Raw genomic sequence first — 19,613 nt, 5'->3', positions numbered from 1 at the left:
GAACCCCATGTATTCATTATACTCAAAAATGAATACATAGGGCAAGCTGCAGCCGAAGTCAGCCATTGCCCTCATACGCCGACTTCAGCGCCGCGATGTCGATCTTCTTCATCTCGAACATGGCCGCTCTGGCGCGCCCCGCGGCCTGTTTGTCCGGTCCGTTCAGCAGGCCGGGCATGTCCTCGGGGATGATCTGCCAGCTCAAGCCATAGCGGTCGGCCAGCCAGCCGCAGCGCTCGGCTTCGGGCACATGGGTCAGCGCATTCCAGATCCGGTCGGTCTCGGCCTGGTCGCCGGTGAGAACCTGCAGCGACAGGCCCGGCGTGAAGCCGAACCCATGATCCATGGGCGAATCGAAGGCGATGAAGGTCTGACCGGCGATTTTGTACTGCCCGTGCATCAGCAGGCCCTCATTGGCGCCTGTACCCGGCGGATAGTGGTTCACCGCGACCGGCGCGAACCCGCCCAGCGCCTCGCCATAGCGGGCCATGGCCTCCTCGGCCTTCCCGGCCGCGCCCTGGGTAAACATCAGGGCGGGGACGATAGTCTGGTTCAGCTCGCCCGGATCAGCCATCATCAGCTGCCAGCTCACCCCGAAACGATCCTCAACCCAGCCATAATGCTCGCACCAGGGATAGCTTCCCAGCTCCATGCGTGCCTTGCCGCCATCGATAAGCGCGGTCCAGATCCGGTCGATCTGCGCCCGGTCATTGATGAACACGAAAAAGGACATGGCAGGATTGGGCGTAAACATCGGCCCGCCATTGAGAATGACGAGTTCCTGGCCTGCGAGGGTCAGCGAAACAGTCAGCACCGTGCCTTCGCTCTGGCCGTGATGTTCAACGCCTTCTTGTGTGAAGCGGGTTATCTCGCCAATGGCGGAGTCCGGGAAAAGGCGGGTGTAAAGTTCTGCTGCCTCCTCGGCCCATCCATCGGACCAGAAGCAGGGAATGATCTTTTGCATGACCGCACCGGCTATTTGTCCACGACGGGTACAAACCCGGCATAGATCAGGCGCTTGCCGTCAAATGGCATCGGATTGTTGGCTGGGTCGAGACGCTCGTCTTCCATGATCTTCGGCATGGCCGCTTCCATCACCGCTTTCGACGGCCAGATCATCCAGGAGAACACGACCGTCTCGTCCGGCTTGGCCTTTACCGCCATCGGGAAGGAGGTCACCTCTCCGTCCGGCACGTCATCGCCCCAGCACTCGACGTATTTGGTAACGCCGTGTTCCTTGAACACCTTCGCTCCCTCGCGGGCATGCTTGATGAAGGCGTCCTTGTTGGCGGTGGGCACCGCCAGCACAAATCCCTGTACGTAGTAGCTCATTGGTCCTGTCCTCCCTGTTTGTTGACTGATTATGCGCCGCTAACTCGCGGCCTCGTTGAAGGCCCACTGGACGCCGAACGGATCGCGCACCATCCCCCACCGGTCGCCCCAGAATTGCATCTCAAACGGCATGACAACCTCGCAACCTGCCTTGACGGCCTGGTCCCAGCGCGCCTGCGCATCGGCAGCAACGATCTGCAGGTGAAAGCCCTCGCGCTCCACAGCCGGGTCGCGATGATCGGTCATCATCAGCGTGCCGCCATTAATCTCGATCTGGCAGTGCGCGACCCGTCCGGCGCTCGGGCCGGGTACATGGCCGATCATCTTTGCGCCGAAGGCTTTCTCGTAGAACTTCGCTGCTTCCAGCGCCTTTCCGCCCATATCCAGATAGGGGATGACGCCTTTCGTGGTTTCCGGATTGGCTATCGATGTGGTCAGTTCCGTCATGGATTCTCTCCTCCTTGCAGACCTGCCCGCTTCATTCGGCAGACCCGGCAAACGTGCCGGTTCGCGCTGGCCCGGCGGGTTTGTAGATGTTGATGACGACGCCGGAGCCAGCCGCCTTGCTGCTGATCAGCGACAGCTCGGTCGGTGCCGCGGGGTGGGAGAAGATACGCTTGCCGCACCCCAGCATGACCGGGAAGACCAGCATCACCACCTCATCGGCCAGTTGCTGCTCGATCAGCGCAGGCGTGATTGTCGAACTTCCCCACACGACCAGATCAGGGCCGTCGCCCGCCTTGATCTTCGTCAGGCTCGCCACGATGTCCGCGCCCAGACCTTCTGCCGGCCCCCAGCCGAGGCTCTCCGGCCTGCTGGTGGCGACATATTTGCGTGCGGCGTTTAGCTGATCGGCCATCGGCCCGGTCTGGTGCGGCCAGTAATCCGCCCAGATATCATAGGTGCGCCGTCCCAGCAGCAGATCGAAGCGTGTGCCGTGGGCAGCGTCTATTGCCTCGCCGACTGCCTCGTCGAAATGGGGAAAGGCCCAGCCGCCATGGGCAAACCCGCTATCCACGTCCTCGTCCGGGCCGCCGGGTGCCTGTATCACCCCGTCCAGCGAGATGTGCTCGATGATCCGGATCGTTCTCATGCGGCGACCCTTGTCGTGGCTGGTGTCGCGCTGCCCTCGAAAATGAAGGTGAAATAGCGCTTCAGATGCGCAATCGCGTCGAGCACCGGCTCTGGCCCGCCTTGCGCCTTGGAGGTGATGAAGCCGCCTTGCAGAACAGTCTGGGTAAGAAGCGCGAGGCTGGAGGCGTTGTAGGGCGCGCCTAACCCGCGCGCGTCCAGGGCAGCCTGAATGTCGGCTTCCAGTGTCGCGGCATGGCCGGCAATGCTGGCATGGCAAGCCTCGCGAATAGGCGTGGAGAGGTCGTAAGTCTCCTGCACCATCGTGCCGACAAGGCAGGTGAATTCCGGGATGTCGCCCTCTACCAGCGCAGCGCGGAAATCGAGATAGGCATAGACCCGCTCCAGCGGGTCTTCCGGCAGGTGGTAGGGTGCCTCGGCAAAGAGGGCGGAGGTGGTCTCCGACCAGTAATTGGCCGCAGCGACGCCAAGCGCCTCCTTGCTGTCAAAATGGTGGAAGAACGCGCCCTTGGTCACGCCCGCCTCCTTGCACAGCGCGTCCACACTGGTCCCGGCAAAGCCGTGCTGGCGGATCAGCTTCAGGGCGGTGTCCAGCAGGCGTGTGCGCGCCTCCCCGCGCGGAATGCGGGCTGAAACAGTCTTGTTTGCCGGGTCTTGCGTGCTCATGCTCGCTACATACCAACCGGTTGGTTTTTAAGCAAGCCCGAACATCCGGCAGTTGTGAGCGAAAGGCGGGCAAGTGGTGGAGAGGGTGCGCCGGACACGCCGTCTGCAGCTTTCGCCGCCAGCAGAGGGGCGCTAGCGATTAGCCGGCAGGAGAGGCGGGCCATGTACGAAATTCGCGAAGATGATCTGTCGGGCGAGGCGGTGCGCGCCCTTCTTGCGCTGCATCTGGCGGGCATGCATGCCAGCTCCCCGCCCGGCACGGTCTTTGCGCTGGACCTGTCGGGCCTGCAAAAACCGCAGATCACCGTCTGGACGGCATGGCGGGAGAGCAGAATAGCGTGCGTCGGCGCGCTAAATGCGCTCAGCGCCGCGCATGGCGAGATCAAGTCCATGCGCGTCCATCCCGATTTTGCCGGGCAGGGCGCTGGCGCGGCCATACTCGACCACATCATTGGGACCGCGACTGCGCGCGGCATGACGCGGCTGAGCCTTGAAACCGGCACCGGACCGGCGTTCGAGGCGGCGGTGAGGCTTTACCTCAAACGGGGCTTCCTGCCCGGTGGTCCGTTTGCTGACTATCCGTCTACGGATTTTAATCGCTTTTACCATCTGGAGCTGGCGGGCCAGCGTTAAAGACTGGCGATCAGATTGCGCACCACCTTGAAGACCGGCTCGCTCATGGCATGTCCATGGGCCGGGACAATGGTCAGGGTCGCGTCCGGCGCGGCGTCCTTCAGATCGAAGGCCGATTGCAGCGGACACACCATGTCATAGCGGCTGTGGACGATATGCACCGGCATGGAAAGGCGGCGCGCGTTGGTCAGCAACTGGCCCTCCTCAAGGAAGCAGTTATTGGAGAAATAATGCGCTTCGATGAGGGCAGTGGAGATCAGCTTGTCGCGGCCCTTGGCGCGTAAGTTCGCCAGCGCGCTCTGCGGCGTCGCTTCCAGATGTGAGAGCAATTCCTCATAGGCGATCCAGCGGAATATCACGCTGTCCTTCAGCACGGCCTCACCATCAGGATCGTCCAGCTTTGCCAGCAGCGGCGCACCGGCGGCCAGCTCTGTCTGCATGGCTTCCAGCGCCCAGCGGGCAAAGCCGGGCGGATCATCATGCAGCGCCTCCGGCACGCCACGCATCAGCCAGTCATGCGCATCGGGATAGACTGCGCCCGCCCCGGCCGTGCCATGCCACCAGTCCAGCTCGCGGCGGGTCGCCATGAAGACGCCCTCGACCAGCACGTTTCCCGCACGCTCCGGGTGCGCCTGCGCATAGGCCAGCGCCAGCGTGGTGCCCCAGCTGGCACCCATCACGCAGTCAAACCGCACAAGACCCAGATGCTCGCGCAGCGCCTCGATATCCTCGATCAGGTGCGCAGTAGTGTTGGCATATAGCTCAAACAGCGGGGCGGAGCGCCCGCACCCGCGCTGGTCAAACTGGATGGTCTCCCAGATGGCCGGATCGGCATAGCGCCGGTGGCGCGCATTCGCGCCTGATCCCGGCCCGCCATGCAGGAAAAGAAGCGTGCGCCCGCCCTCAAGCCCTGACCGCTCCCAATAGAGGGAATGCCCCTCAGACACGGGCAGCAGGCCCGCCTCCCGGGCCGCAATATCCGGAAACAGCGCGCTATGCATGCCGGCAGTTATGACGGTCAGCTCTGGCCTCCGCCGCGCGGCGCGGTGAGGTTGGCGATGAGATCGCCGGCCATCGGGAAGACGATGGTGTTGGAACCCTTGCCGCCAATTTCCTGCAGCGTGCCCAGATAGCGCAGCTGCATCGCGCCGTCCTGACGGGCCAGCACCTCGGCCGCTTCTGCCAGCTTGGCTGCGGCCTGTTGCTCGCCCTCGGCGATGATGACCTTGGCGCGCCGCTCGCGCTCGGCCTCGGCCTGACGGGCGATGGCGCGGATCATGGATGTATCCAGATCAACATGCTTGATCTCGACATTGGAGACCTTGATGCCCCACGCCTCGGTCTGGGAGTCCAGAATGGCCTGGATATCCTCGTTCAGCTTGTCGCGCTGGGAGAGCATTTCATCGAGATCGTGCTTGCCGAGCACCGAGCGCAGCGTGGTCTGGGCCAGCTGGCTGGTCGCTTCGCGAAAATCGCTGACCTGGTTGATCGCGCGCTGCGGATCGACAATGCGGTAATAGAGCACGGCGTTGACGCGCACCGACACATTGTCCTGGCTGATCACATCCTGGCTCGGTACGTCTTCGGCGACGATGCGCAGATCAACCTTCACCATCTGCTGGACGATGGGAATGAGGATGATGAGGCCCGGACCTGAGGTTCCCGAATAGCGCCCGAGTGTGAATATCACGCCGCGCTCATACTCGCGCAAAATCTTGATTGCTGAGGACAGGAAGGCAAACGCCACGGCCGCAAGGCCCAGCAGAAACCCGATATTCATGCCCAGTTCCGCCATAGCGTTCTCCTTCCAGATTGCCTTGCCGGCAGCGGTTTAGCTCCGGCCCGAAGATTTCACCTTTACGGTCAGCCCGTCCACCGAAACGACTTTTACGCTGTCACCCGGTTGCAGATCATCAGAGGACACCGCCTGCCAGCGCTCGCCCTCCACCTGCACATGGCCTGCGCCATTGAGCCAGTTTAACACGGTGCCGGTGGCCCCCGTCAGGCCTTCGCGGCCAGTGACCACCTTGCGCGCCTGCGCTGCGAGGCCATAGCTGCCTGCCAGCAGTACCGAGACACCCATGATCGCGCTCATCGCCAGCACCAGCGGCCAGTCAATGCGCAGGCCCTCCACATCGGTATCGACCAGCATCAGCGCGCCAATGGCAAAGGCCACCACCCCGCCCAGTGCCAGCAATCCGAAGGAGGCGATGAACACCTCCGCGATCAACAGCCCCAGCCCCAGCACGATCAGCGCCGCGCCCGCATAGTTGAGGGGCAGGGTGTTGAGGGCATAAAGGCCCACAATGATGCAGATCAGCCCGGCCACGAAGGTGATCGGCTCCAGCCCGTTATAGAAGCTCACCAGAAGCCCGATAAAGCCCAGATTGAGCAGCAGGAAGGCGATATTGGGGTCGGTAATGACGGTAAGGATCTGCGTGGGCAGGCTCATCTCGGCCCGCTCAACGGCCGCGCCTTCGAGCGCCAGTGTCACCTCGCTGCCATCGCCCAGCATCACAATGCGTCCGCTGGCGAGGGCAAGCAGCTCGTCAGTGGATCTAGCCACGAAATCGGCGACATTCTCGCTGACCGCCTCGCTATAGGTCAGGCTTACGCCCTCGCGCACCGCGCGCTCGGCCCAGTCAGCATTGCGCCCGCGCAGCTCTGCCAGCGCGCGGATATAGGCCACTGAATCGTTGACCATCTTGTTGCGCATGGCCTCGTCATTGCCCGGTGCCTGACGGGTGGCCGGCTCGCTGCGCTGGCGTGCTGCCTCCTCCAGCGCATTGCCCGGCTCGCTGTTCTCCTCTTCGCCCTCATCAGGCGTTTGCGGCGGACCGCCCGGCGCACCGCCCATGGTGACAGGCGTTGCTGCGCCGACCGTGCTGCCTGGCGCCATCGCGGCCACGTGGGCCGCATAGAGGATATAGGCCCCGGCGCTGGTCGCCCGCGCGCCCGTGGGCGCGACATGGACGATCACCGGCACAGGAGAGGCGAGAATGGCATTATTGATATCGCGCATCGCATCGACGAGGCCGCCCGGCGTATCCATCTCGATGATGACAGCGTCCGCCTCACCTGCCGCACGCTCGATCACGCGCACCACATGGCCTGCCCGCGCCGGACCGATAGCGCCTTGCAGGCTGACCAGATGCACCGTGCTGCCAGCGCTCTCGGCCTGCCGCGCCAGCGCGCCTGCAGCCAGCATCACTGCGCCCAGCGCGATAAGGCCGGCGCAAAAGAGCCGCACAGGCGTCAGCAGGAGTTTCGCAGAGGATAATCGCATCACGGACATGGAGGGGTTCCGTCAGCTGGTGACCTGACAGCAAACCTAACCCGGAAATGGCGAAAGCCCAATCGTGGGGATGTTGTCCACAACTTTTATGTTGCGCTCAGTTGACCCAACATAAAAGTTGTGTTCTGCATGGCTGTATGAGACATACGATCATCCTAAATGAACGCGAGCTCCGGGATGCGAAGGCCCGACTGGAGCGGCTTGCAGAAGCGCTCAGTTCAAAAAAAGCCCTTCAGCAAGCAGCGATTGGCCTGCCGCATTCGGTCATGATTTCAGTCGTGAACGCAGTCCGTGCGGAGCGTGAGGCGCTGAGCTCGGCGATCCGCGCATACGAAGCCGCGAAAGAAAACAAAGATGCTGCGTTGTTGGAAAGCTATATAGGGGGTGAGGCGGGCTTAACGTTGATAGTTGCTCGAATAGCCAAGGGGTATTCACAAAGGGACCTTGCTTGGCGGCTAGGTTTAAAAGAGCAACAAATTCAAAGATATGAGTCCGAAAAATATCGTTCGATAAGTTTAAAAAATTACGTTCGAATTGCCACCTTGCTTGGTGTTCGTCTTAGAGCTTCAATTGAAAAAAATCCAGAACTCCGAGGGTTGGATTGGGTTATATCGGATGTATCAAAGGCTGATATAAAAAAAATAATTAAGCACGGAAGGGAGAGCGGTTGGTTTGACGGCGATATTACTGAATCTAAATTACAACAATACATAGCAGAAAATCGTATCGAATACGGCAGCCCGTCCTTGTTGCGGACAGGGCTAAAGGCAAGCGATCACAGTGAAGACGTCCTTTTGCACGCATGGAGGGCGCGTGTTGGGACGGTCGCGCGCGAAAAGCTGCCGTCCTTAGAGGGCAAGTTCGATATCACCGACATTGAATGGCTCCCAAAGTTTGCTCATTTGAGCCAATACGCCGACGGCCCCCTCCGGGCGGTGCAAGCACTTAATGAGCGTGGAATATTGCTGATAACAGAAAGGCAAGTGCCAGGGCTTTCTATAGATGGGGCTGCATTTATCGAAGATGGGGTTCCGGTTATTGGATTAACACTTAGAAGGGATTCTATAGATAATTTCTGGTTTACATTGATGCATGAGCTGGGTCACGTAATTCTCCACTACAGCACCGGATTGGCGGTCGGCTTTTTCGATGAAATGGATGCAGAATCAACAGATGTTCAGGAGCGTGAGGCTGATCACTTTGCATCAAACCTCCTAATTGCTGACGAAGTTTGGCGCAGGTCAACCGCCCGCATAGCATCTGACAGCGGAGTGATTGAAGCGTTTGCTTCAAAGATGAACATACATCCCGCGATCGTTTTCGGACGCATCAGGATGGAGCGAAATAACTATAAGATATTCAACGATAAAATCGGCCGGGGAAGTGTCAGAAGCCTGTTTTCCACGTAAATTGTAGAGGAAGTCCCATGTTCTGGTATTCTCCCGCGCTGCGCTTCAAACAAGGCGAGTATTTGGCTGCCGCAAGAGTTGCCCCCGATATCCGGAAGCATTTGGAGCCAAGGTTTATTATTCCATCGCTCAAGGACGTTGATCCGGAGAAGGGTCGCCCGCTTTCGGCTGATGAACTTGCTTACCTCACCGCTGAACGTATTGGGAAGCACTGGGCATCAGGGGTTGCGTATCTGGATGCGAAGTACGTGGCGCTTACTCTTGGACAGGCGGGTTTGGTCCGTCTTTATGCGGTTGCTCAATCACGAAACCCACAAATTACCGCGCTACTTTCTCCCAGTGATATTGAAGGGCCGTTTGTTAGGCGTGCATTGAAGCCGATTTTTCCCCGTTTGGGAATTCTGGTCGCATATCAGAATCTTGATGAAATTGAGAAGTGCTTGGTCGCTCTTCGCCGGCTGAACTGTTCCCCCGAGGACTGCACTTTGTTCATTGATTTCGCAGGGGCCCCTCTCGAGATCGAGGGTGTTGCTGGGTCCGTCGCGCAGATATTCGAACAGGCTAGCGCTTTCGCCAGATGGGGTCGGATAGTGTTCCAAGGTTCATCGTTTCCAAGTTGGAACCCTGCGGACGCTGGTGGTGAGTTTCGCGTCCCACGGGATGAGTGGAGAGTGTTCAACGAGGCGGCACAGGAGTGTTCTTTGGCTCCCGGACAGCTCATGTTTGGAGACTATGGTGCCGACTCGTCCAAAATCGTCTTTCCTCGGAAGGGCGGAGCCAGGGCGATCCGACACATTCGGTTCACCGGCACAACTGATTGTGTTGTTGTCCGTGGCGCGTCTGAAGGCACAGACCAATCAGTTATGCGAGAGGTTTGCCAGAGACTGGTTGCAATGAAAGAGTTCGTCAGCCCGTCGTTTTCGTATGCTGACAATCAAATTAACAAAATTGCTCATGGTCTTTGCGGGCCTGGGAACGCATCGACATGGCGGGAGCTAAACACCGCGCATCACATAACTCAGGTAATTAGGCAACTCGGAGCTTCGCGGGGCATACAGTTCTCTGATTCAGCTGCTGCCAAAATCGAAGAACAGGAAATCTTGCCATTCTAGCGGCCGCTGCCATCGAGGCGTTCGATCAGAAAAATGGTGCCGCTAGAGTGAATTGAACACTCGACCTCTCCCTTACCAAGGGAACGCTCTACCCCTGAGCTATAGCGGCCTTCGGTGCCGGGCAGCGCGCGAGGCCTGCCCTACCGGAGCGGGGCGTATAGCCCAAGTTTTGCCGCCCGCCAAGGGCGCGCTTGCGGTTGTTGCAGGGGGAGTAATGCCCCATCATTGTCATGGCCCGGCTTGTCCGGGCCACCCATGCCTGACAAGTTCCGCTTTCTCATTCCGATGAGGAATGGATCCCCCGCATCAAGCGGGGGATGACAACAGGAAATGGCACAGACAGCCCATGACCAAAAAATCCGATAAGGGCTCTCGCCCGCCGGCCGGATCAGACAGCCGCGAAGCACGTCTGGCCGAGGCATTGCGCGCCAATCTGCGCCGGCGCAAGGCAGCCGCCAGACCGGCGAAAGGCGGCGCTGAAAAAACGACTGGCACAAAGCCCGCCGGTCAGGGCTAGGATAGGGCTGAGCCCCATCCTACATGGCAGGCGTATTGCCGCCTTGCCTCACCCGTTTTCAGGACCGTTTTCATGGATCGCATTGTCATTCGCGGGAAACAGCCGCTTTCCGGCACCATTCCGGTTTCCGGCGCGAAAAACTCGGCCCTGAAGCTGATGGCGGCATGCCTTCTGACCGAAGGCGAGCTCCTGCTCGAGAACATGCCGCGCCTGGCCGATACGCGTTTCATGGCTCATCTTCTGGCCCATCTGGGCGTGAGGGCTGAAGAACAGGCGGGCAACCGGCTGAGCCTCACGGCCGCAGATCTCACCGGCACCACCGCCCCTTATGATCTGGTGCGCAAGATGCGCGCGACCTTCAACGTGCTGGGGCCGCTGCTGGCGCGCGAGGGCAAGGCGAAGGTCTCCCTGCCCGGCGGCTGCGCCATCGGTGCGCGTCCCGTGGACTTGCATCTCAAAGCCATGGAAGCGCTGGGCGCGAACATCACGCTGGAAGAGGGCTATGTGCTGGCAGACGCGCCTGCAGGCGGGCTGAAGGGCGGGCATATCGTCTTTCCCTTTGTCTCCGTGGGTGCGACCGAGCACGCCATGCTGGCCGCCGTGCTGGCGAAGGGCGCTTCAAAGCTGGAAAACTGCGCGCGCGAGCCAGAGATCGAGGATCTGGCCAATTGCCTCAATGCCATGGGCGCGAAAGTCTCCGGCGCGGGCACCGGCACGATCACGATTGAGGGCGTGTCCTCTCTCAATGGCGCTGTGTGGCCTGTGGTGGCTGACCGCATCGAGACCGGCACCTATGCCATGGCAGCAGCTGCAGCGGGCGGCGATGTCACCCTGACCGGCATGGTGCCGGCGCATAATCAGGCGCTGTGGGCGGACCTTCGCGAGGCCGGCGTGACGGTGGAGGAGGGCGAAACCTCCGTGCGCATCGTACGCAATGGTCCGATCAGGGCTGTCGACATGCAGACCGCGCCCTATCCGGGCTTCCCGACCGATCTGCAGGCCCAGTTCATGGCGCTGATGTGCCTGGCCGACGGGGCGTCTGTCATCCGCGAGACGATATTTGAAAACCGTTTCATGCACGCGCCGGAGCTGACCCGGCTGGGCGCACGCATTGATGTGCGCGGCAATGAGGCGGTTGTGCGCGGGCCTGCGCCCCTGAAAGGCGCGCCGGTGATGGCAACCGATCTGCGCGCTTCGGTGTCGCTGGTGATAGCCGGTCTGGCGGCGGAGGGAGAAACCATCGTCTCGCGCGTTTATCACCTTGACCGCGGCTTTGAACGGCTTGAGGAGAAGTTGTCGGCCTGCGGGGCCGATATCCGCCGGGAGAAGGAAGAGGCATGAGTAGCAAGCCATTACGCCTCATCGGTCAGGACGAGGGTGATGTCGCGCCGGTTTCGGCTGCGCTGCAGGACGCGATTGCGCGCATTGCTGATCTCAAATTCGAGGCCCGCGCCCGGCGCTTTACGGCTGTCTTCACGCGCTATCGCTGGGAAAAGCCGGCTGGCAAGGGCGAGCGTATACGCTCCGGCCTGCAGATCGGTTCGGTCACATCTGTAAAGGCGCAGCGCTTGCGCAGGGGCGCGCCGGATGCCTTTGTCTCCCTGCTCTCGCTGACCTTTGAGCCTGCGGGCGGGGCGGAAGACCCGTCCGGCACGCTGGTCTTCACCTTTGCCGGTGGCGGCGCGCTCAAAGTCGAGGTGGAGTGCGTTGATCTGGTACTCGCCGATGTGTCCGCGCCCTGGAAAGCGTCGGCACGTCCCGACCATGAAAGCGAAGGCGCGCCATGAGCGAACACGCCCCTGAAGACCGGCTGATCGCGATCGAGCTGGATGCCGCCAGCATCGGCAAGGCGGAAGAAAACGTCGAGCACGAGCGCCGTGTGGCGATTGCCGATCTGCTCGAAGCCAATCGTTTCCGGCCCGAAGACGGGCCGGGCGGGCCCTACCGGCTGCGCCTTGCCATCGAGGAGCAGCGCCTCGTCTTCGATGTCAGCGCCGAGGACGGCACGCCGGTGCGCATGTTCGTCTTCTCGCTGGGGCCGCTGCGCCGCATCCTGAAGGACTATTTCCTCATCTGCGAAAGCTATTACGAGGCGGTGCGCGATGCCTCGCTCGCCCAGATCGAGGCGGTCGATATGGGCCGCAGGGGCGTCCACAATGAAGGCTCCTCGCTGCTGAAAGAGCGGCTGGAAGGCAAGATCGATGTCGATTTCGACACGGCAAGACGCCTCTTCACCCTGATTGTCGCCCTGCACCGGAGAGCCGCGTGAGCGCGCCCCGGGCCGTCTTTGTGTGCGGGCGCAATTCTGTGCGTTCGCCCATGGCCGAGGCGCTGTGGCGTGCGCGGTTTGGCGAGGGTGCGCGTGTACAGTCCTGCGGTATCGAACCGGCCAGTTGCGCCGACGGGTTCATGATCGCCGTGATGCGCGAAGAGGGCGCGGACCTTTCCAGCTTTGAGCCGCAAGGGCTGGAGGATGTCAGCGCCGGACCCGACACGCTGGTGGTATGCCTCGCGCCGGAAGCCGACGAGGCGGCCAGAGAGCTGGCGCAGACGGCAAAGGCGCGCATCGAGCACTGGCATTTTGCCGACCCGGCGGAGATTGAAGGCAGCCGGGAGGCCCGTCTTGATGCCTACCGCGCCATCCGCGAGGCGTTGAAATCGCGCATCAATGCTGTGGTTTTGTGAGCCAATACTGCGCCAAGGCTCGACGTAAGCCCACTATAGGGACTATATAGCCCGCCACGCGCCGCGAGGGGGCGAAGGCTGATTCCGGCAAGGCGAGGAAAAAGCCTGCCCATTGCCAGACAAGAGGAGCTGCATGGCGAAGGAAGAATTGCTGGAGTTTCCCGGTGAGGTCACCGAACTCCTGCCGAATGCCACTTTCCGGGTGAAGCTGGAAAACGACCACGAGATCATTGCCCACACCGCCGGCAAGATGCGCAAGAACCGCATCCGCGTGCTGGCCGGTGACAAGGTGCTGGTTGAAATGACGCCCTACGACCTGACCAAGGGCCGTATCACCTATCGCTTCAAATAGGGCGGCAGCCATGCCCGCAGATGCGCGTCTTGTACTGGCGAGTGCCTCGCCGCGCAGGCGTGACCTGCTGACGGGAATCGGCTTCCCGCCCGACGCGATTGCCCCCACCGATATTGACGAGACCGAGCGCGCAGGAGAGCTGCCGCGCGATCTGGCCCTGCGCCTGACGCTTGGAAAGCTCAGCGCCGCTACCGGCCATGACGATGCCTATGTACTGGCCAGCGATACGGTGGTCGGCGTGGGCCGGCGCATATTGCCCAAGACCGAAACTGAAGACGAAGCGCGCGCCTGCCTGGCGCTCATTTCCGGGCGCAATCACCGTGTCTTTACCGGCGTGGCGGTGCGCGCGCCCGATGGCCGGGTGTCCAGCCGCCTCTCCATGACGCGCGTAGCGGTCAAACGCCTGAGCGCGCAGGAGATCGATGAATACATCGCCAGCGGTGAATGGCAGGGCAAGGCGGGCGGCTATGGCATTCAGGGCCGGTTCGGCGCGCACATCATCCAGATCACCGGCAGCTATACCGGCGTGATGGGCCTGCCCGTCTACGAGACCCGCCAATTGCTCATTGGCCTTGGCTACCGTCCAGGGAGCGCGTCCTGATGCGCATTATCGTCGCTGAACATGTGGGCGAGACGCGCGCCGCCATCTTTGAGGGCGACCGCGCGGTGGAGCTGCATCTGGAGCGCTGGAGCGAGCGCAAGAGCCGCGCCATTCGCGGCGAGATTTACCGCGCCCGCGTGCGCCGCATCGAGCCGCAGCTTAATGGCGCCTTCCTCGATATCGGGCGTGGCCCCGATGGCTTCCTTCCCTTCGGAGCGCAGGGCCGCCCTGCCGGCTTCCACGAAGGCGCTGGCATTGGTGTGCAGATCGCGCGCGAGGCGTTTCAGGAAAAAGGCCCGACGCTCACCCTGCATGAGGTGGAGCCGGGCGATGCGCCAGAAGCCCTTCTTACTGCGCCGCCGCTGGCAGAGCGCCTGTCCGGGCTAAATGATGCGCCGATCATACAAGCCGCCAAGGCGGCTATTGATCTCGACGCCGAGTTCGATGCCGCGCTGGAAGCCGATGTGCCGCTCAATGGCGGAGGACGCCTCATCATCGAGCCTGTAACCGCGCTGACCGCCATTGATGTTGATGCGGGCGGGCGCACGGGCGGGAAGGGCAATTTTGCCTTTGATCTGAACCGCACCGCCGCGCGCGAGGCCGCCCGCCAGATACGCCTGCGCGGCATTGGCGGGGTTGTGGCCATCGATTTTCTGCCGCTGAAGAAGAAGGGCGATCAGACCGCTCTCGAAGCGACGCTGAAATCGGCCTTCAAGAATGATCCGGCCAAGGTGGATATCGCGCCCTCATCGCGCTTTGCCATTGTTGAGCTCGCCCGTCAGCGTCTCGGCCGCGCCCTGCACGAGCAGATGTGGGAGCGCTTCGGCGTGGACAGCCTAGAGACGACGGCCCTAGCCGCCTTGCGTGCGCTGGAGACCGAAGGCAAAGCCAACCGCGCCAGCCAGCTCGTGCTGGAAGCTGGCGCGGACGTGCATGACTGGCTCTCCCGCGATCCCATTGGCTGGAACAAGGCGATGGCCTCGCGGCTCGGCGCGCGCTTCACGCTTAAAGCATCTGACCGTCTGCCGCCGCGTGGCTTTGCCGCCGGGAGGGTATGATGAACGCCAAGGCCAAATGCCCGATCTGCTCCAAGCCGGTAGTGCATGAGTTCCGGCCCTTTTGCTCGAAGCGCTGCGCCGATCTCGATCTGCAGAAATGGCTGTCCAATTCCTATGCAGTGCCCGGCGAGCCGGTATCGCCTGATGCCCTGCCCCCGGAGGAGGGGGAGTAGGTTAGCTTCCCCTCGTCCTTCGAGCGCCACCGCGTTCCGAAAGGATGAGGGAAAGATGTAGTGGCCCTCATCCTGAGGGTGAGCGTAGCGAACGTCTCGAAGGACGAGGGCCACTCTCACCGCACCCCCGCCCTTCCCGCATGCGCCTTGCCACGCTAAACACCCGCCAAACATCCAGACGGAGGAAGCCCCATGGCCGATATTCGCAAATGTCAGGTTCTCGTTGTAGGCGGCGGACCGGGCGGTTATCCGGCAGCCATCCGCGCAGGCCAGCTCGGCCTTGATACGGTGATCGTGGACAAGCATGGCCTTGGCGGCACCTGCCTCAACCGGGGCTGCATCCCCTCCAAGGCGTTCATCCACGCCGCCTCCAAGTATGAGGAAATGGCCGGGCATGTGGGCGAGGGATCGCTTGGCATATCGCTCAAAACCGCGCCCGTGCTCGACATGGCAGGCCTCACCGCCTGGAAGGATACCATCGTTGGCAAGCTGACCAAGGGCGTCGGCCAGCTCCTCAAAAGCGCCAAGGTGGAGGCTGTTTCAGGCTGGGCGGTATTCTCCGACGCCAAGACCTGCACGGTGGAGCTGGAAGACGGCAAGACGCTGACCATTCAGGCTGAAAACGTGATCCTCGCCACCGGCTCAAAAGAAACCGAGCTGCCCTTCCTGCCCTTTGGTGACAAGGTGATCGGCTCCACGGCCGCGCTGGAGCTGACCGAACTGCCCAAGAAGCTGGTGGTCGTGGGTGCAGGCTATATCGGGCTGGAGCTCGGCATCGCTTTTGCCAAGATGGGCAGCGAGGTCAGCTTTGTTGAGGCCGCTGACGCCATCCTGCCGCTTTACGACAGCGAGATGACGCGTCCGATCACCCAATGGCTCAAACGCCACAAGATCAATGTCCATCTCAAGGCCCGCGCCAAGGGTGTTGAGGAGAAAGATGGCAAGAGTTTCCTCGTCTTCGAGGATGCCTCCGGCAAGGCGGAGAAGCTGGAAGCCGACCGCATTCTGGTGGCGGTGGGGCGCAAGCCCGTCACCGAAGGCTGGGGCCTTGAGACTATGGGCCTCAATATGGCCGGGCCCTTCCTGAAGATCGACGATCAGTGCCGCACGCCCATGCGCGGCGTTTACGCCATCGGCGATCTCGTCGGCGAGCCGCTGCTGGCCCACAAGGCGACCGCTCAGGGAGAACTCGTCGCCGAAGTGATCGCAGGCCATCGCCGCCGCTTTGATCCCAATGCAATCGCCGCCGTGTGCTTTACCGAGCCGGAGATTGTCGGGGTCGGCATGACGCCGGACGAAGCGAAGAAGAAGGGCGAGAGCGTTATCACCGGCAAGTTCCCGCTGGCCGCCTCAGGCCGCGCGCTCTCCATGGAAGGCGGGGCCGATGGCGGGTTCGTGCGCATCACCGCGCGCGAGAGCGATCATGTGATCCTTGGCATCCATGCGGTCGGCAAGCATGTCAGCGAGCTCTCAGGCGAGTTTGCGCTGGCTATCGAGATGGGCACCCGCCTTGAAGACATTGCCGGCACGATCCACGTCCACCCGACGCTGACCGAAGGCTTTGCCGAAAGCGCCCTCGCGGCGCTGGGCCATCCGATCCATATACCGGCTTAGCTTTTTCCTCCCCCGTTCACGGGGGAGGTGTCAGCGAAGCTGACGGAGGGGGGCGTGTTTCGACACCCCCCTCGGCCCTTTGGGCCACTCCCCCCGCAGGCGGGGGGAGAAACCACCTCTCGTCATTCCGGGCGAAGCGCAGCGTAGACCCGGAACCCAGATAATTTATGAGCGACTGGGTTCCAGATAAGCCCTGACGGGCTTTCTGGAATGACGAGGAATAGGGAATCTAAAATCTTGCCCCCACGCGCACATAGGCCACCCGCCCGCGCGGATCATGCACCTTGGTGTCATAGCCCAGAGGCGTCGGGACGAAGGGCGCAGCCTCATCAGTGATGTTCAGCGCGCCTGCGGTGAAGGTCAGGGCCGTGCCAGAGAGATCGAGCGTATAGCGGCCCTGCAGGTCGAGCACGGTCCAGCTCTCCACATCGCTGCCCGCGCCCTCATCATTGCGGTAACCGGCAATGTGGCGCACGCCCGCGCGGACGCCGAACGCCTCCCGGCTCCAGTCGAGATAGGCGCTGGCACGCCAGTCCGGCACCGAGCGGGCGAAATTGGTGAAGTTGCGGCTTCCCAGCGCGTCGATCTGGCGGTTCAGCACAGGATCGACAATCACGAACTCGCCAATCCAGCTGGCATCGACGCCCCACCCCAACGATCCGCCCGCCAGATCGAGCGGATCACCGCGCAGGGCCAGATCGATACCCGACGCATCAACGCGCGGCGCGTTCACGAAGGCGGCACGCACCAGCACCACATCGCCCGCCGGAGACAGCTCGATACGCGGATCGTCAAACTGGCCGTTATCCGCCAGATCGGCGGCGATGATCGCATTGGCGCTTTCGCGCACGATCAGATCCTCATAGCGCACCCGCCAGCCGTCCAGCGTCGCGCTGATGCCTGCAAAGCGCGCCGAGAGACCAGCCGAGAACGTCTGCGCGCGCTCGGGATCAAGGTCCGCATTGCCGACCGTTCGCACCGGGCGGAACAAAGCCTGCGTGCCGATGGTCAGCGATTGCAGCGTGGTCGTGGCAGAGACTTCCTGATGCAAGGACGGCGCGCGGTAGGAGCGCGACCAGGAGGCGCGCAAGGTGAGCGCGTCTGTCACATCAAAGGCCGCCGCTACGCGCGGGTCAGTGGAGGAAAAATCACCCTGACGCTCATGGCGCGCGGCGAGCTGCAGGCGAAGGGCTCGCGTCAGCGGCACGATCGCATCGGCGAAGAGTGCCTGTGCGCTGCGTGCGCCCGCATAATCCGGCCCGCCGACGATGAAGAGGAAATTATCCGCGTTGAAATCATCGCCATGGTCAACGCGGTAGCTTTCCCGGCGCAGATGCGCGCCGAACGCCGCCGAAACCGGCCCGGCGGGCAGGGTGAAGAGCGCATCCGTTGCGGCGGAGAATTCGCCCGTCACGAGGTCAGCGTGGGAATGGCGGATGTTCTCGCCGATCAAGTAGCTGATAACGGCGGGGTCATTATAGCGCGGGTCGGTGGGATCGGTAACGAGCCCGCCAGAGCCAAACGGGTTGAAGAAGAAGCAGCCCTGCGACTGGTCGCCTGCCGCCACGCCTTGCCCTGGCGTGCGCACGGGGCAGTCCGCCCCGCCAAAGCCGAGAATCGCGGCATCGAAATTATCCGCCAGCGTATCGGTGATCGTCGCCCGCAAGCTGTTGCGCGAGTAAGTCAGATCGGCGCTTAAGCTCCAGTCGCGGTTCAGAGCCTGCATATCATGCTCAAGGCTGGCTTCGGCGCGCCAGGTGCGGTGCTCGAACGCGCGCCGCGCCGCGCCCGCACGCTCGCCCAGCGGACGCCCAAGCCAGATCACATCGCGCCCAAAGGGATTGGCAGGGTGACTGGCGGAGATGGCGGGAAACCGAAGGTTTGCCAGCGAGGGTGAGTTGCCGCGCTCCACATTCTGCGCACTGCCCGCGAGCCGGAATGTCAGGCGCGTATCGCCAAAATCACCCGAAAGCGCGGCAAAGCCCGACAGCCGCTCCTCGTCGGTCAGCACCGAGAAGAACTGGCCGAAATCCAGCCCGCAAAAGCCGGTCTGGCCGAAGGGCGTCTGCGCGCCCGTCGCCATGGGCCGTCCGCCCGCTGCCACGCAATCAGGGTCGAGTACGGGGGCCGGGCCGCCGCTCGCATTGGTCACTTCAAACCCGCCGCCGGGCGCAAGGATGTAGAAGGCGCCGGGCTGGCCGAGCGAAGACAGGCCCGTGCCGGGCGCAAACGGGGTTTCAAACCCTTCCAGCCCCTCCCGGTCAAACCACTCGATAGCGCCGGTAACATGCCAGTTGCCGAGCGCGCGCCCTGCAATGGCGCCTAGCGTGTATCCTGCGCCGGAGCCGGAAAACTCCGTCGGTCCGCGCCATTCAGCAAAGGTTTCAACGCCTTCAAACCGGTCGCGTGTGATGACATTGATGACACCCGCGACTGCGTCGGCCCCATAGACCGGCGAGGCACCATCACGCAGGATTTCCACCCGTTCTATCGCCAGCGAGGGCATCAGGGCGTTGAAATCGACAAAGCTGGAGCCATCGTCTGCCGCGACGCTCGCCACGGTCTGGCGCTGGCCGTTGACCAGCACCAGCGTCGCGCCAAGGCCGAGCCCGCGCAAATTTACGTTCGACGTGCCGGAAGTGTCGTTCTGGGTGCCGGGGTCTTCATTGAATTCCGAACCCGTCACGAAGGTCTGGAAGACCAGCGCCTCGCCGATACGCGCAAAGCCTGCCGCGTCGATTGCCTCGCGGCTGATTGTGGAGACGGGCCGGTCTGCCGCCAGCGCGCCCGGTGCCCGGCCACCGGTGATGGTGATGATCTCGCGCGGCGCGTCGGCGTCCTGTGCCAGTGTGGTTTGTGTAAAGGCGCACAGGGCAGTGCTGGCCAGAAGGCCGCTAAGGATGGCTTGCATGGGAATAAGTCTCGTCAGGCAGGGAACGGGTCGGGAAGAGCCGGTTAGCAGCGGTATTGGCGCGGGGCAAGGCGTGACGGGCGTTCACATAGCACGCCGTGTTCATGTGCAAAGCGTGGGCGCAAGATGCGCCACCCCCCATGGACAGGGGCAAAAACCGGCC

Annotated in this window: 22 protein-coding genes and 1 tRNA gene; 13 read left to right on the top strand and 10 right to left on the bottom strand. The window is 62.3% G+C overall.

Annotation, left to right across the window (positions count from 1 at the left end):
* Nucleotides 1-58: 58 nt before the first annotated feature.
* The 5 genes from ACQ5ID_RS00855 to ACQ5ID_RS00835 are packed head-to-tail and all read right to left on the bottom strand — an operon-like array spanning nucleotide 59 to nucleotide 3,090.
* On the bottom strand, nucleotides 59-964 hold the full coding sequence (locus ACQ5ID_RS00855) for a VOC family protein (RefSeq protein WP_429910587.1): 906 nt from the start codon (nucleotides 962-964) through the stop codon (nucleotides 59-61).
* 11 nt (nucleotides 965-975) lie between these two features.
* A complete protein-coding gene (locus ACQ5ID_RS00850) occupies nucleotides 976-1,332 on the bottom strand; it encodes a DUF1428 domain-containing protein (protein ID WP_429910586.1) in 357 nt (118 codons plus the stop codon).
* A gap of 39 nt (nucleotides 1,333-1,371) precedes the next feature.
* Entirely contained in the window at nucleotides 1,372-1,779 is a 408-nt protein-coding gene (locus ACQ5ID_RS00845) for a VOC family protein (RefSeq protein ID WP_429910585.1), read from the bottom strand.
* A gap of 31 nt (nucleotides 1,780-1,810) precedes the next feature.
* A complete protein-coding gene (locus ACQ5ID_RS00840; protein ID WP_429910584.1) occupies nucleotides 1,811-2,425 on the bottom strand; it encodes a dihydrofolate reductase family protein in 615 nt (204 codons plus the stop codon).
* Nucleotides 2,422-3,090: a TetR/AcrR family transcriptional regulator gene (locus tag ACQ5ID_RS00835; RefSeq protein WP_429910583.1), complete on the bottom strand. Its 669-nt coding sequence runs from the start codon at nucleotides 3,088-3,090 to the stop codon at nucleotides 2,422-2,424. The genes ACQ5ID_RS00840 and ACQ5ID_RS00835 overlap by 4 nt, the downstream gene beginning before the upstream one ends.
* Before the next feature lie 162 nt (nucleotides 3,091-3,252).
* On the opposite strand from ACQ5ID_RS00835, the gene ACQ5ID_RS00830 reads away from it, so the two are divergent.
* On the top strand, nucleotides 3,253-3,723 hold the full coding sequence (locus ACQ5ID_RS00830; protein WP_429910582.1) for a GNAT family N-acetyltransferase: 471 nt from the start codon (nucleotides 3,253-3,255) through the stop codon (nucleotides 3,721-3,723).
* On the opposite strand, the gene ACQ5ID_RS00825 is transcribed toward ACQ5ID_RS00830, so the two are convergent.
* Genes ACQ5ID_RS00825 through ACQ5ID_RS00815 form a run of 3 tightly spaced genes read right to left on the bottom strand, consistent with a single transcriptional unit; the run spans nucleotide 3,720 to nucleotide 7,018 of the window.
* Complete coding sequence (locus ACQ5ID_RS00825; protein ID WP_429910581.1) at nucleotides 3,720-4,724, bottom strand: alpha/beta fold hydrolase; 1,005 nt, start codon at nucleotides 4,722-4,724, stop codon at nucleotides 3,720-3,722. The genes ACQ5ID_RS00830 and ACQ5ID_RS00825 overlap by 4 nt on opposite strands.
* Before the next feature lie 17 nt (nucleotides 4,725-4,741).
* Nucleotides 4,742-5,509, bottom strand: coding sequence for a slipin family protein (locus ACQ5ID_RS00820; RefSeq protein ID WP_429910823.1), 768 nt, complete (start codon nucleotides 5,507-5,509; stop codon nucleotides 4,742-4,744).
* 45 nt (nucleotides 5,510-5,554) lie between these two features.
* Complete coding sequence (locus tag ACQ5ID_RS00815) at nucleotides 5,555-7,018, bottom strand: NfeD family protein (protein ID WP_429910580.1); 1,464 nt, start codon at nucleotides 7,016-7,018, stop codon at nucleotides 5,555-5,557.
* Between the two features lie 137 nt (nucleotides 7,019-7,155).
* On the opposite strand from ACQ5ID_RS00815, the gene ACQ5ID_RS00810 reads away from it, so the two are divergent.
* Both ACQ5ID_RS00810 and ACQ5ID_RS00805 read left to right on the top strand, forming a co-directional pair.
* On the top strand, nucleotides 7,156-8,427 hold the full coding sequence (locus ACQ5ID_RS00810; RefSeq protein WP_429910579.1) for an ImmA/IrrE family metallo-endopeptidase: 1,272 nt from the start codon (nucleotides 7,156-7,158) through the stop codon (nucleotides 8,425-8,427).
* 17 nt (nucleotides 8,428-8,444) lie between these two features.
* The gene (locus ACQ5ID_RS00805; protein WP_429910578.1) at nucleotides 8,445-9,539 is read left to right on the top strand and encodes a beta family protein; all 1,095 of its coding nucleotides are present in this window, start codon (nucleotides 8,445-8,447) and stop codon (nucleotides 9,537-9,539) included.
* 34 nt (nucleotides 9,540-9,573) lie between these two features.
* On the opposite strand, the gene ACQ5ID_RS00800 is transcribed toward ACQ5ID_RS00805, so the two are convergent.
* Nucleotides 9,574-9,648: transfer RNA gene (locus ACQ5ID_RS00800), tRNA-Thr, on the bottom strand.
* A 237-nt stretch (nucleotides 9,649-9,885) separates the two neighbouring features.
* Here ACQ5ID_RS00800 and ACQ5ID_RS00795 point away from each other — a divergent pair.
* The 10 genes from ACQ5ID_RS00795 (at nucleotide 9,886) to lpdA (ending at nucleotide 16,539) form a co-directional block, all read left to right on the top strand.
* Nucleotides 9,886-10,056, top strand: a complete 171-nt coding sequence (locus ACQ5ID_RS00795) for a hypothetical protein (RefSeq protein ID WP_429910577.1) — start codon at nucleotides 9,886-9,888, stop codon at nucleotides 10,054-10,056.
* 72 nt (nucleotides 10,057-10,128) lie between these two features.
* Entirely contained in the window at nucleotides 10,129-11,397 is a 1,269-nt protein-coding gene (murA, locus tag ACQ5ID_RS00790) for a UDP-N-acetylglucosamine 1-carboxyvinyltransferase (RefSeq protein ID WP_429910576.1), read from the top strand.
* A complete protein-coding gene (locus tag ACQ5ID_RS00785) occupies nucleotides 11,394-11,843 on the top strand; it encodes a DUF2948 family protein (RefSeq protein ID WP_429910575.1) in 450 nt (149 codons plus the stop codon). Before murA ends, ACQ5ID_RS00785 begins: the two co-directional genes overlap by 4 nt.
* Entirely contained in the window at nucleotides 11,840-12,325 is a 486-nt protein-coding gene (locus ACQ5ID_RS00780; protein WP_429910574.1) for a UPF0262 family protein, read from the top strand. The genes ACQ5ID_RS00785 and ACQ5ID_RS00780 overlap by 4 nt, the downstream gene beginning before the upstream one ends.
* The gene (locus tag ACQ5ID_RS00775; protein WP_429910573.1) at nucleotides 12,322-12,741 is read left to right on the top strand and encodes a low molecular weight phosphatase family protein; all 420 of its coding nucleotides are present in this window, start codon (nucleotides 12,322-12,324) and stop codon (nucleotides 12,739-12,741) included. Before ACQ5ID_RS00780 ends, ACQ5ID_RS00775 begins: the two co-directional genes overlap by 4 nt.
* A gap of 133 nt (nucleotides 12,742-12,874) precedes the next feature.
* Nucleotides 12,875-13,093: a translation initiation factor IF-1 gene (gene infA, locus ACQ5ID_RS00770; protein ID WP_019961978.1), complete on the top strand. Its 219-nt coding sequence runs from the start codon at nucleotides 12,875-12,877 to the stop codon at nucleotides 13,091-13,093.
* A 10-nt stretch (nucleotides 13,094-13,103) separates the two neighbouring features.
* Entirely contained in the window at nucleotides 13,104-13,694 is a 591-nt protein-coding gene (locus ACQ5ID_RS00765; protein ID WP_429910572.1) for a Maf family protein, read from the top strand.
* Complete coding sequence (locus ACQ5ID_RS00760; RefSeq protein ID WP_429910571.1) at nucleotides 13,694-14,752, top strand: ribonuclease E/G; 1,059 nt, start codon at nucleotides 13,694-13,696, stop codon at nucleotides 14,750-14,752. The genes ACQ5ID_RS00765 and ACQ5ID_RS00760 overlap by 1 nt, the downstream gene beginning before the upstream one ends.
* On the top strand, nucleotides 14,749-14,925 hold the full coding sequence (locus ACQ5ID_RS00755) for a DNA gyrase inhibitor YacG (protein ID WP_429910570.1): 177 nt from the start codon (nucleotides 14,749-14,751) through the stop codon (nucleotides 14,923-14,925). Before ACQ5ID_RS00760 ends, ACQ5ID_RS00755 begins: the two co-directional genes overlap by 4 nt.
* Nucleotides 14,926-15,117: 192 nt before the next feature.
* Nucleotides 15,118-16,539 carry a dihydrolipoyl dehydrogenase gene (gene lpdA / locus ACQ5ID_RS00750; RefSeq protein WP_429910569.1) on the top strand — a complete coding sequence of 474 codons (1,422 nt, stop codon included), beginning with the start codon at nucleotides 15,118-15,120 and terminating at the stop codon, nucleotides 16,537-16,539.
* Between the two features lie 229 nt (nucleotides 16,540-16,768).
* Here lpdA and ACQ5ID_RS00745 read toward each other — a convergent pair whose 3' ends face one another.
* Nucleotides 16,769-19,450 carry a TonB-dependent receptor domain-containing protein gene (locus ACQ5ID_RS00745; RefSeq protein ID WP_429910568.1) on the bottom strand — a complete coding sequence of 894 codons (2,682 nt, stop codon included), beginning with the start codon at nucleotides 19,448-19,450 and terminating at the stop codon, nucleotides 16,769-16,771.
* Nucleotides 19,451-19,613: the final 163 nt, after the last annotated feature.

Source organism: Glycocaulis sp., from assembly GCF_050485565.1.
GTDB lineage: Bacteria > Pseudomonadota > Alphaproteobacteria > Caulobacterales > Maricaulaceae > Glycocaulis.
Note: the sequence above shows the minus strand (reverse complement) of the source record. Positions and strands in the feature narration are given on the sequence as shown.

Coding starts and splice junctions, on each gene's coding strand:
- ACQ5ID_RS00760 (WP_429910571.1), top strand. CDS start 13,694: ATGCGCATTATCGTCGCTGAACATGTGGGCGAGACGCGCGCCGCCATC.
- infA (WP_019961978.1), top strand. CDS start 12,875: ATGGCGAAGGAAGAATTGCTGGAGTTTCCCGGTGAGGTCACCGAACTC.
- ACQ5ID_RS00825 (WP_429910581.1), bottom strand. CDS start 4,724: ATGCATAGCGCGCTGTTTCCGGATATTGCGGCCCGGGAGGCGGGCCTG.
- ACQ5ID_RS00755 (WP_429910570.1), top strand. CDS start 14,749: ATGATGAACGCCAAGGCCAAATGCCCGATCTGCTCCAAGCCGGTAGTG.
- ACQ5ID_RS00830 (WP_429910582.1), top strand. CDS start 3,253: ATGTACGAAATTCGCGAAGATGATCTGTCGGGCGAGGCGGTGCGCGCC.
- ACQ5ID_RS00785 (WP_429910575.1), top strand. CDS start 11,394: ATGAGTAGCAAGCCATTACGCCTCATCGGTCAGGACGAGGGTGATGTC.
- ACQ5ID_RS00840 (WP_429910584.1), bottom strand. CDS start 2,425: ATGAGAACGATCCGGATCATCGAGCACATCTCGCTGGACGGGGTGATA.
- ACQ5ID_RS00795 (WP_429910577.1), top strand. CDS start 9,886: ATGACCAAAAAATCCGATAAGGGCTCTCGCCCGCCGGCCGGATCAGAC.
- ACQ5ID_RS00815 (WP_429910580.1), bottom strand. CDS start 7,018: ATGTCCGTGATGCGATTATCCTCTGCGAAACTCCTGCTGACGCCTGTG.
- ACQ5ID_RS00845 (WP_429910585.1), bottom strand. CDS start 1,779: ATGACGGAACTGACCACATCGATAGCCAATCCGGAAACCACGAAAGGC.
- ACQ5ID_RS00855 (WP_429910587.1), bottom strand. CDS start 964: ATGCAAAAGATCATTCCCTGCTTCTGGTCCGATGGATGGGCCGAGGAG.
- ACQ5ID_RS00810 (WP_429910579.1), top strand. CDS start 7,156: ATGAGACATACGATCATCCTAAATGAACGCGAGCTCCGGGATGCGAAG.
- ACQ5ID_RS00765 (WP_429910572.1), top strand. CDS start 13,104: ATGCCCGCAGATGCGCGTCTTGTACTGGCGAGTGCCTCGCCGCGCAGG.
- murA (WP_429910576.1), top strand. CDS start 10,129: ATGGATCGCATTGTCATTCGCGGGAAACAGCCGCTTTCCGGCACCATT.
- ACQ5ID_RS00805 (WP_429910578.1), top strand. CDS start 8,445: ATGTTCTGGTATTCTCCCGCGCTGCGCTTCAAACAAGGCGAGTATTTG.
- ACQ5ID_RS00745 (WP_429910568.1), bottom strand. CDS start 19,450: ATGCAAGCCATCCTTAGCGGCCTTCTGGCCAGCACTGCCCTGTGCGCC.
- ACQ5ID_RS00850 (WP_429910586.1), bottom strand. CDS start 1,332: ATGAGCTACTACGTACAGGGATTTGTGCTGGCGGTGCCCACCGCCAAC.
- ACQ5ID_RS00835 (WP_429910583.1), bottom strand. CDS start 3,090: ATGAGCACGCAAGACCCGGCAAACAAGACTGTTTCAGCCCGCATTCCG.
- ACQ5ID_RS00780 (WP_429910574.1), top strand. CDS start 11,840: ATGAGCGAACACGCCCCTGAAGACCGGCTGATCGCGATCGAGCTGGAT.
- lpdA (WP_429910569.1), top strand. CDS start 15,118: ATGGCCGATATTCGCAAATGTCAGGTTCTCGTTGTAGGCGGCGGACCG.